This is a genomic window from Micromonospora sp. ATLC16, from assembly GCF_057196645.1.
Genome location: NZ_JBXUOW010000038.1, coordinates 43,988 through 54,215, shown reverse-complemented (window position 1 = coordinate 54,215; position 10,228 = coordinate 43,988). Strand labels below are relative to the sequence as shown.

At 72.6% G+C, this 10,228-nt stretch carries 7 protein-coding genes; 2 read left to right on the top strand and 5 right to left on the bottom strand.

The window, feature by feature from the left end; genetic code table 11:
• The 3 genes from AC2CHE_RS17270 to AC2CHE_RS17260 all read right to left on the bottom strand — a co-directional run.
• On the bottom strand, positions 1-2,644 hold a 2,644-nt coding region (locus AC2CHE_RS17270), incomplete at its 3' end, for an ATP-dependent helicase (RefSeq protein ID WP_484505911.1).
• 217 nt (positions 2,645-2,861) lie between these two features.
• A complete protein-coding gene (locus AC2CHE_RS17265) occupies positions 2,862-3,407 on the bottom strand; it encodes an LOG family protein (protein WP_484505910.1) in 546 nt (181 codons plus the stop codon).
• Positions 3,408-3,410: 3 nt separating this feature from the next.
• Positions 3,411-4,298: an LOG family protein gene (locus AC2CHE_RS17260; protein ID WP_484505909.1), complete on the bottom strand. Its 888-nt coding sequence runs from the start codon at positions 4,296-4,298 to the stop codon at positions 3,411-3,413.
• Between the two features lie 139 nt (positions 4,299-4,437).
• On the opposite strand from AC2CHE_RS17260, the gene AC2CHE_RS17255 reads away from it, so the two are divergent.
• Entirely contained in the window at positions 4,438-4,590 is a 153-nt protein-coding gene (locus AC2CHE_RS17255; protein ID WP_281564620.1) for a hypothetical protein, read from the top strand.
• Positions 4,591-4,632: 42 nt separating this feature from the next.
• On the opposite strand, the gene dapE is transcribed toward AC2CHE_RS17255, so the two are convergent.
• Positions 4,633-5,703, bottom strand: coding sequence for a succinyl-diaminopimelate desuccinylase (gene dapE / locus AC2CHE_RS17250; protein ID WP_484505908.1), 1,071 nt, complete (start codon positions 5,701-5,703; stop codon positions 4,633-4,635).
• 128 nt (positions 5,704-5,831) lie between these two features.
• Here dapE and dapD point away from each other — a divergent pair, with 128 nt between their 5' ends.
• On the top strand, positions 5,832-6,791 hold the full coding sequence (gene dapD, locus AC2CHE_RS17245; protein WP_484505907.1) for a 2,3,4,5-tetrahydropyridine-2,6-dicarboxylate N-succinyltransferase: 960 nt from the start codon (positions 5,832-5,834) through the stop codon (positions 6,789-6,791).
• Between the two features lie 47 nt (positions 6,792-6,838).
• Here the strand turns inward: dapD and AC2CHE_RS17240 are convergent, their stop codons facing one another.
• On the bottom strand, positions 6,839-10,168 hold the full coding sequence (locus AC2CHE_RS17240) for a S8 family serine peptidase (RefSeq protein ID WP_484505906.1): 3,330 nt from the start codon (positions 10,166-10,168) through the stop codon (positions 6,839-6,841).
• Positions 10,169-10,228: the final 60 nt, after the last annotated feature.

Sequence of the window (10,228 nt, the reverse complement as noted above, 5' to 3'; positions counted from 1 at the left end):
GGGCTAGCGGCGCCGCCGGATCGGCGACCGCGGTTCGCAGCTCCGCCACCAACGCGGGCAGCGTGAGCGCCCGGGGCGGCCGGCTCAACGGCAGCCGACGCGGCGCGGCGTGCCCGGCCTCGGTGGCATACGTCGGTTCGTCATCGTCCGGGACGCCCTCCGCCGGAGTGCCGGCGGGAAGCGGTTCGTTCGGCGGCGGGGGCGGCGGATCGGCGGCGCCGCCCGGGCCGTCGGTGGAGCCCAGCTCGTAGAGGAACCGGCTGGGTTGCTCCTCGTGGTCGTCGCCGCCCACCGACGCGGAGGCGACCGCGCTGACCAGCAGCCGCCGCCGAGCACGGGTCACCGCGACGTGGAACAGCCGCCGCTCCTCGTCGAGCAGCGCCGAGGTCTGCCCGACCACGACGGCCACCGCGGCAGCACCATCCCCTCGGCCGGCCAGCACGTCGACCAGGCGCTCCGAGCCGAGCAGGCTGCCGCGCAGTCGCAGGTCCGGCCAGACGCCCTCCTGCACCCCGGCCACCGCGACCAGGTCCCACTCGAGTCCTTTGGCCGCGTGCGCGGTGAGCAACCGTACGGCGTCGCCCCGGTCTGCCGTCGGTGCGAGCGTGTCGGCCGGCAGCTCCTGACCGAGCACGTGATCGAGGAAGACCTCGGTACGCGCGCCCGGCAGCCGATCGGTGAACCGGGCGGCGGCGTCGAAGAGGACCAGCACGGCGTCCAGGTCACGGTCGGCCGCCTCGGCCCGGCGACGCCGCGCGAGATCGCCCTCGCCGGCCACGGTCGGGCCTCGGGTCAGCGCGGCCGACCACAGCTCGGCCAGCCCACTGGCCCGCCAGACCGCCCAGAGAACCTCCTCGGCGGTGGCGGCCGGCCGGTCGGCCGCCTCCCGGGCGACGGCCAGCAATCCGGCCACCGTCTGCGCCGGCTCGGCCCACCGCCGTTCGACTCCGGCCAGCTCGGCCGGTTCGCGGAGCGCCTCGATGATCAGCTCTCCGGAGGGTCGGCGGTCGCCCCGGGCCAGGGCGAGGGCACGCAGACCCTGACGCAGCCGTCGCTCCGCCAGCGGGTCGGCGCGACCGAACGGCGAGTGCAGCAGCGCGACCGCGGCCTCCTCGTCGAGTCGCTCCGGCTCCAGGCCGCAGCGCAACAGGAGCAGCAGCGGCGCGACCGCCGGTTGCAGGTGCAGCGGAAGATCCTCACCGTGCACCACGGTCGGCACGCCGGCCGCGTGCAGCGCCCGACGCAGCCCGGGCAGCTGCCGGGCGGTGGAGCGGACCAGCACCGCCATCCGCGCCCACGGCACGCCGTCGAGCAGGTGCGCCTCCCGCAACGCGTGCGCCAACCACGCCGCCTCACTCGTGGTGGAGGAGAACGTGCGTACCTCCACCGTCCCCGGCGGAGCATCCGGCAGCGGTCGTAGCTGCCGGTGTGCGGCCGGTCCGCGCAGCCGTCGGGCCAGCCGGGTCGTGGCGGCCAGCAGCCGCTCGCCCGCGCGGTAGCTGGTGGTCAGCAGCACCTGTGCGGCCGGTGCGCCCGAGGCGGTGCGGAACCGGTGCGGGAAACTCGTCACGCCGCCCGGGTCGGACCCTCGGAACGCGTACGTGGACGAGTCGGGATCGGCGAAGGCGACCAGGGGAAGACCGCCGCCGGCCACCGTGTCCAGCAGCTCCAGCTGCGCGGGATCGGTGTCGGCCAGCTCGTCGACGTAGACGTACGCCAGCCGGCGCCGCTCGGCGGCGAGCAGCTCCGGATCGTCGCGCAGCATCCCGGTGGCAGCCCGGACCAGCTCCGCCGGGTCGTAGGCGACCGAGCCTCGGTTGGCCACGTCACGCAGGGCCAGCACGGCCACGTACTGCCGGAGGAACCGGGCGGCGGCCGGCCAGTCGGCGCGGCCGAGCCGCTCACCGAGCCGGGCCAGCTCGACCGGGCCCACCCCCCGCTCGGCGGCACGCATCAGCAGGTCGCGCAGTTGAGCGGCGAACGCCCGGGTACGCAGCGCCGGCCGCAGGTCCGCCGGCCAACCGACCTGGTCGTCGTCGGGCTCCGCGTCGGGCTCCGCACCGACGACGTCGAGCAGCTCGCGAATGATCAGATCCTGCTCCGGGCCGGTGAGCAGCCGGGGCGACGGTTCGCCGCGCTCGGCGGCGGCCCGCCGCAGCAGACCGAAGGCGTACGCGGGAAAGGTGCGCACCAGCGGCTCGCGCAGCACCCGCTGCCCGGTCGCGGCGATCCGCGCCTCGATCCGGTGCCGCAGATCGGCGGCACCACGTCGGCTGAAGGTGAGCACCAGGATCCGCTCCGGGTCGACTCCCTCGGTCACCCGGGCGGTGACCGCCTCGACGAGGGTCCGGGTCTTACCCGTGCCCGGCCCGCCCACCACGAGCATCGGACCGGCGGTGTGCGCGACGACCTCCGCCTGCCGCGGATCGACCTGCCCCGGCCCGACACGACCGGTCGCGGCCCGATCCGGGACCGCGTGATCCGGGGCAGCCCGGTCCGGTCCGGCGTGGCCAGGTCCAACCTGGTCGGGCGCAACCCGACTAGGCCGAGCCTGCGGATGAGCGGCGTCCGAGGGCGGGGCGACGGACGGGCCGCTCCCCTCGGTCGGCCCGGCGGGCCGACGCACCAACCGGTACGCCTGCATCCCGCCATCCCATCACGGCCCTGCGACACCGCCCGACCCGCCACACCTGCTCCGGTCGGTGTTCGGCGCTCGGGGTGCGGCAAGGTGGGGCTTTCGCCCGGCGGGAAGACCCGGTCGCCGCGTCCCGAAGCCGATCAGCCGCCAGGTCAGCCGGGGGCAGCGGGGTCGCCCAGCGGGGCGGCGGGCCTGCCAGCGGGCGCCGCCACGGCCCAGGCGGTCAGGTGAGGTGGGATTCGATCAGGTCCAGCGCACCGGGGACGGTGTCGACCGACCGCAGGAGGTCGAAGCCGGCGGGCTTGAGGAAGCTCTGGTCGGTCAGGTTCCGCAGCCACTCCAGCAGCGGGTCGTAGAAGCCGTCGGTGTCGACCAGCACCATCGGCTTGTGGTGCAGGGCGAGCGTCGCGGTGGTCCAGACCTCGAAGAGTTCGTCGAGCGTGCCGAGCCCGCCGGGCAGGGTCAGGAAGGCGTCCGACTTCTCGAGCATCAGAATCTTCCGACTGGCCATCGAGTCGGTGACCAGCAGTTCGTCGGAGGCGAGGTCGGCGACCTCCAGGTCGACCAGCGCCTGCGGGATCACGCCGACCGTACGACCTCCCGCGGCGCGTGCGCCGTTGACCAGCGCACCCATCATCCCGACGCAGCCCCCGCCGCTGACCAGCGTGTGCCCGCGCCGGGCGATTTCCGCACCGGTGTCGGCCGCCAGGTCCAACCAACGCTTGTCGAGTGTCCGGGAGGAGGCGCAGAAGACGCAGATCGCGGCCATCGGTCAGCGCCCCGCAGGGTCGTCGGTCGAACCGTCCGCCGTGGCGCGCCCGTTGACGGTGGCCGCCTCGTCGGCGGCGGCCTGCTGGTCGGCGGCGGCGCGGGCGACGGCTTCCTCGCGTACGGTCTCCTGCTCGGCGCTGAGGGCGGCCTCGGCCTCCACGATGTGCCGCACCGCCGCCGCGACATCGTCGGTGACGCAGATCAGCTCCAGATCGACCGGGCCGATCTTGCCTTCGGCGGCCATCGTGTCACGCAGCCAGTCGAGCAGCCCCTGCCAGTAGTCCGCGCCCATCAGCACCACCGGAAACCGGGTGACCTTCCCGGTCTGCACCAGGGTGAGCGCCTCGAAGAGTTCGTCCATGGTGCCGAACCCACCGGGCAGCACCACGAACGCCTGGGCGTACTTGACGAACATGGTCTTGCGGGCGAAGAAGTAGCGGAAGTCGATGGCCAGGTCGACCCACTCGTTGATGCCCTGCTCGAAGGGGAGTTCGATGCCGAGGCCGACGGAGTGGCCGCCGGCCTCGCTGGCCCCCCGGTTGACCGCCTCCATCACGCCCGGGCCGCCGCCGGTGATCACCGCGTAGCCGGCCCGGGCCAGCGCCGCGCCCAGCGCCTCGGCGAGCTGACACTCGGGGCTGTCCGGTTTGCTGCGCGCCGACCCGAAGACGCTGACCGCCGGCGGCAGGTCGGCGAGGGTGTCGAAGCCCTCCACGAACTCGGAGAGGATGCGCAGCGCCCGCCAGGCATCCTTCGTCTTCCAGTCGGCCCGCGCCCGGGAGTCCAGCAGGTGTTGATCTGCGGTACTATTGGTGATTGATTGGCGACGGAGTGTCACGGCGCCGCGATGCCGCTCCTGTTCTCGTTCGCGCCGGTTGCTCTGGTTCATGGAAGCAACCGTAGTGGAGTCCGGCCGGATAACCCGGCAAACACTTTGTGATCATGTGCAACCAAATCGCTTTCCCGTACGTCTTACTATTCACATACCGGGTATGCCCCGGCGCGCAGGCTTCGGGGGAGGAGACAGCGTGATCAGCAACAACGAACGGATCCGGATCCGCCGCCAGATGCAGCGGCGCATCCGCGACGTGGTGGCCGAGCGCCGCCGCACCCGCCTGCTCGACAAGCCACCCGAGCCGCCGGCCGATCCGGCTGCCGAGTCCCACCTGAGCGCCGTCTGACGTCCGAGCACCCACCCCCTCGCGAGGCCGACGCCGGGACGATCAGGCGGCAAGCCAGCGATGCAGCGTCGCCGCACCGTCGCGGATCTTGCTGATCTCGACGTGCTCGTCGGGGTGGTGGGCCAGGTTCGGATCACCCGGGCCGAAGTTGAGCGCCGGAATCCCCATCGCCGCGAACCGGGCCACGTCGGTCCAACCCAGCTTGCCGATGGGTGCGGCACCCACCGCCGCCACAAATTCCCGGGCGGGGGCGGCCTCCAGTCCGGGCAGCGCGCCGGCCGCACAGTCGGTCACGGTCAGCTCGTAGTCCGCGAAGACCTCGCGCAGGTGCGCCTCGGCCTCGGCCGGCGTACGGTCCGGCGCGAAGCGGTAGTTCACCTCGATCTCGCACCGGTCCGGCACCACGTTCCCGGCGACCCCGCCGTGGATGCGGGTCGCGTTCATGCCCTCCCGGTAATCACACCCGTCGATGGTCACCCGCCGGGCCTGATACGTCGACAGGCGGCGGAGCACCTCACCCGCACCATGCACCGCATTGATGCCGTGCCAGGAACGGGCCGAGTGGGCCCGAACCCCGGTGGTCACCACCACGGCCCGCATGGTGCCCTGGCAGCCGGCCTCGACGATGCCGTACGTCGGCTCCAACAGCAGCGCGAAGTCGGCCTCCAGCCAGTCCGGGTGCGCCTGCGCGACCAGGTGCAGGCCGTTGTACCTCGACTCGATCTCCTCGGCCTCGTAGAAGAAGTAGGTCACGTCGTAGCGTGGCTCGGGCAGGCTCGTCGCGAGATGCAGTGCGTAGGCGACCCCGGACTTCATGTCCGAGGTGCCGCAGCCGTACATCAGGTCGCCGCGCAGGGTCGACGGGAAGTTGTTGTTCAGCGGCACCGTGTCCAGGTGGCCGGCGAGCACCACCCGGGAGGCCCGCCCCAGGTCGGTACGGGCCATCACCGTGTTGCCGTACCGGTGGGTGGTCAGGTGCGGGACCGCCCGCAGAACCTCCTCGACGCAGTCGGCGATGGCCTTCTCGTTGAGGGACACGGACTCGATGTCGACCAGCACGCGGGTCAACGCCACCGGATCGGCGAGGACCTCGGGGGTAAGCGGGTTCTCCATGGTCCGCACGGTACCGTCACAACCGGCGACCGCGAGACGCGAGCCCTTCGGCGCAGCGCGAGGAGTGGGCCGGCGAGCCCCGCAGTCGCGAGCAGCAGCCAGCCCGCAGGCGAACGAGAGGTGAGTAAGTGACGTCCACACAATCCGCGTGGGGCATCGGCCTGGCCACCGTCACCGCCGAGGACCAGGTGCTTGACGCCTGGTACCCGACCGGCAAGCTGGGCCTCGGCGAGCTGCCGCTGGTCGCCGGTGAGGACAAGGCCGACGTGCTGGACCTGCCGCCCGGCGCGATCGGCGACCGGGCCCTGCCGGGTCTGCGTACCGTCCAGGTGGTCACCGTCATCGGCTCGCTGGACGATCCGATCAAGGACGCGGCGGACGCGTACCTGCGGCTGCACCTGCTCTCCCACCGCCTGGTGCGGCCCAACGAGATCAACCTCGACGGCATCTTCGGCAAGCTGGCCAACGTGGCCTGGACCACCGCCGGGCCGTGCCCACCGGAGCGGGTGGACGAGCTGCGCGTCGTCGAGCGGGCCGCCGGCCGCCACCTCGGGGTGTACGGGGTGGACAAGTTCCCGCGGATGACCGACTACGTGGTGCCCTCGGGGGTGCGGATCGCCGACGCCGACCGGGTCCGGCTCGGCGCACACCTCGCCGCCGGCACCACCGTCATGCACGAGGGCTTCGTCAACTTCAACGCCGGCACGCTCGGCGCCTCGATGGTCGAGGGGCGCATCGTGCAGGGCGTGGTGGTCGGTGACGGTTCGGACATCGGCGGCGGCGCCTCCATCATGGGCACCCTCTCCGGCGGCGGCACCGACAAGGTACGCATCGGCGAGCGCAGCCTGGTCGGCGCCAACGCCGGGGTCGGCATCTCACTCGGCGACGACTGTGTGGTCGAGGCGGGTTGCTACGTCACCGCCGCCTCGAAGATCAGCCTTCCGGACGGCCGGGTCGTCAAGGCCCGCGAACTCTCCGGCGTCGACGGGTTGCTGTTCTGGCGCAACTCGGTCTCCGGCGCGTTGGAGGCCCGCCCCCGCACCGGCCGGGGCATCAAACTGAACGCCGACCTGCACGCCAACGACTGAGCCTCCCGGTGGGGCGGGCGCGATGACGCCCGCCCCACCGGCACGGCTCACCGCAGGCGGTACGCCTGGATGATCCGCTGGGTGACGGTGTTGCCGTCGGTGTCGCGGGCGGTGGCCCGCAGCGACACGTGGCCGGTGCCGCGTGGGTGCTGCACGGTGGCCTGCCAGCCGCTAGCGACCTTGCGTAGCTTGGCGCGCTGCCAGCGCTCTCCGCCGTCGTAGGAGACGTCGACGGTCAGCGACGCCGTCTTCGCCGTCGGTGCGCCGGATTGGCGCTGCACCGCGACCGGAATCACGAAGGACCGGCCCGCCGCAGCCGCGTTCCGCTCGTCCAGTCGCGGCGCGAAGCGGATCGCCGAAGCGGGCAGGCGGAGCGGGTCGTCGCCGCGTACGTGCCGGGACCGGAAGGTCCAGGCGGTGGCGACCTCGGTACTCAGATCGGTGACGGTGCGCTTCGCGGAGGTCTCCAGCCGGTACCTGGCTGGCGCGGCCGGCACCTCGAACTGACCCCAGCCCGGGTCCGTGGTCTCGGCGACCAGCTTGCCGTTGCGGTACAGGGCGGTACGCGAGGCTTCCGTCAGCGAGCTACCCAGATGTCCGGCCGCGTCGCTGTGCAGCGGCACGGACAGGTTGATCAGGTCGCCCTGCCGGGTCAGGCCCTCGTCCGGCCAGCGCGGCACCGGGAACGACGGTCCGTGGGGTGCCCCGTTCCAGACCTCCCGGTAGTTGCGTCCGCCCCGGTACGCCGTCGGTTCCGAGAAGAGCACGGCGACCGGTTCGAGCCAGGACGAGTCATCGCTCCGCGTGCCGAACCACAGCTCGGTGCTCCAGCGCACCTGCCTGGTGTTGTAGTACTCGACCCGGTGGCCCGGCACCGCCACCGGCGGCCCGATCGCCCAGCCGCCCAGGTCGGGCTCGAACAGGGCGAAGGACATCCGGTCGGCGAGCGTGCCGGGATAGCCGTCCCGGAACGTCTGCTTGACGGTGGCCAGGTCACTGTCCCGGTAGTTCCGGGTCAACCCGGCAGGCATCCGACCCGGGACCATCTCGGCGAGGGCGTAGAGGTACGGGCTGCTGGCCGCCTCCAGGTCGGCGAACTGGCTGCTGAACACGGCGAAGAAGTGGTCTGCCGCAGTCCGCCCGCCGACCTGGCCGGTGAACAGCCCGCCGAAGTCGTCGGCTACCGCGCCGAACCCGGCCGACCCTTCGTCGAGCAGGAAGTTCGCGTCGACGGCGACGAGTGCCGGCGTCGCCGACCGGTCCGGCACGGTCATCCGCACCGGCTTCGCCGTGCGTGCGTCCACCACGACCTCGGCGTCCGACTCCACCACCAGCTCCGGCTGGGCCATCAGCACCAGTTCCTCGCCGGCCTCGTCGAACAGGAAGCTGGCCAACCCGTACCGCCCCTTCGGCACCCGCACCTCGGCGGTGCCGTCAGGGTCGGACACGAAGATGTCGGTGAAGTCGTCCAACCCGAGCAGGAAGCTCGCGTAGTCGTCCGGCACGGCACCCTCGCGGCTCAGGTGACGCAGGGTCAGCGTGTAGCTCTCCATCTCCTTGTGCACGGCCAGCGGGGTGACCGCCACCAGCTCGCCGGCGCGGGCGACCACCCGGCCGGTGTAGTGCCCGTCCGGGCTGTCGACACCGGTGTCGACCGTGACCGTGGCGGACGCGGAACCACCGGCCGGCACCTGGATCTGCTGCGCACCGAGCGTGAACACGCCGGCCGGCGCGGGTTCCCCGTCCGGTCCCGTGGCCTCGATGCTGAGATCCAGGGTGAGCGGCGCGGTTCCGGTGTTGCGCCAGGTCACCTCGCGCTGGATCGGTTCGTCGTCGTCGTGCGGCCACAGCGTCCGGCCGAACGAGACGCTCGCCGGCTCACTCACCACCGACTGGGTGATGGCACGCGCCACGTCGACCCGGCCAGCGCCCTGCTGGTACGCGGTCAGTTCCGGATGTGGTCGGGCCGAGGCCATCAGGGTGGCCTTGAGCCGCTGCGCCGTCGCGTCGGTGTGCTGCTGGGCGAGCAGCGCCGCCGCACCGGCGACGTGTGGTGCCGACATCGACGTGCCGGAGAGCGAGACGTACTGCTCGCCGACCGGCTCACCGAGCTGCGTGCCCTGCCCTCGGGCGGCGACGATGTCCACTCCCGGCGCGGTGATGTCCGGCTTGAGGGCGTCGTCACCGACCCGTGGGCCCCGGCTGGAGAAGTCGGCGAGCTGGTCGTCGCGGTCGACCGCGCCGACGGCGAGCGCGGCGTCGGCGCTGGCCGGCGAGCCGACCGTCCCGGCCCGTCCGGCGTTGCCGGCGGAGATCACGAAGAGGGCACCCGTCTGCTCGGTGAGCGTGTTCACCGCCTCCTCCAGCGGATCCACCTCCGGGGTGTCCGTACCGCCCAGGCTGAGGTTGACCACGTCGGCCTCGGCCTCGGTGGCGGCCCACTGCATGCCGGCCAGGATGGCCGACTCGGTGCAGCCGTACTCCTCGCAGACCTTGCCGGAGAGCAGGGTCGCGTCGGGTGCCACACCTCGGTTGCGGCCGTCCGAGGCGGCGCCGCTGCCCGCGATGATCGAGGCGACGTGGGTGCCGTGCCCCACGGTGTCACCCGGGTTCGTCTCCTCGGTGAAGTTCCTCGACTCGGCGACTCGGCCGGTGAGGTCCGGATGCGCGGCATCGACACCGGTGTCCAGCACCGCGACGCGTACCCCCTGGCCGGTGAAGCCGGCCTGGTGGGCGGCGGGCGCCCCGATCTGCGGCACGCTGTGTTCCAGCGTCAGCTGCCGCCGACCGTCGAGCCAGATCCGCTCGACACCCCCCGCCGCGTCGATCCGGGCGCCGCTGGCACCGGCGAGCGTGGCCCACAGCTGGCCCACGCGTTGCTTGTCCGCGCTGGCCGCGACGCCGGCGATGGCCGCCAGGTCGCGGGTAACTGTCACTCCTTCGGGCGCGCCGGCCCGTCGGGCGGTCGACCCGTAGGTCATGAGCAGGGGCAGTTCGTCGCGGTGCGCGTCGTCGTAGCCGGCGGCGATCAGCCCGGCCACGTCGAAGAGCCGGCGGTCGACCCGCCCGTCGCGGATCAACGGCAGGGCGTCCTGCGGCATCACCCAGAGTTGGTCCCGCTCCCGGCGGGTGACGAAACGGACGCCATCGCGTCCCTCAGCCGGGCGTACGCTCGCCCCGGTGGCGGTGACCGTGACCTGGTCGCCGGTGATCAGGGTGACGGTGGCGGGTCCACGGCCGGCGTCGGGTCGGCCGCTCGGGACAGGGGTGGGCGGGGCCACGGTCGGCGTCGCCGGTGCGGCCGTGACCGCCGCCGGTACGCCGAGCACCAGACCCAGCACGAGTCCGGTGGCGGTCAGTCTGCTCCTTCGTCGCAACTGAATCCTCCTCTGAAGCGTCTATATCGATGCAGGACACATCGACCTCCTTCAGGGTTG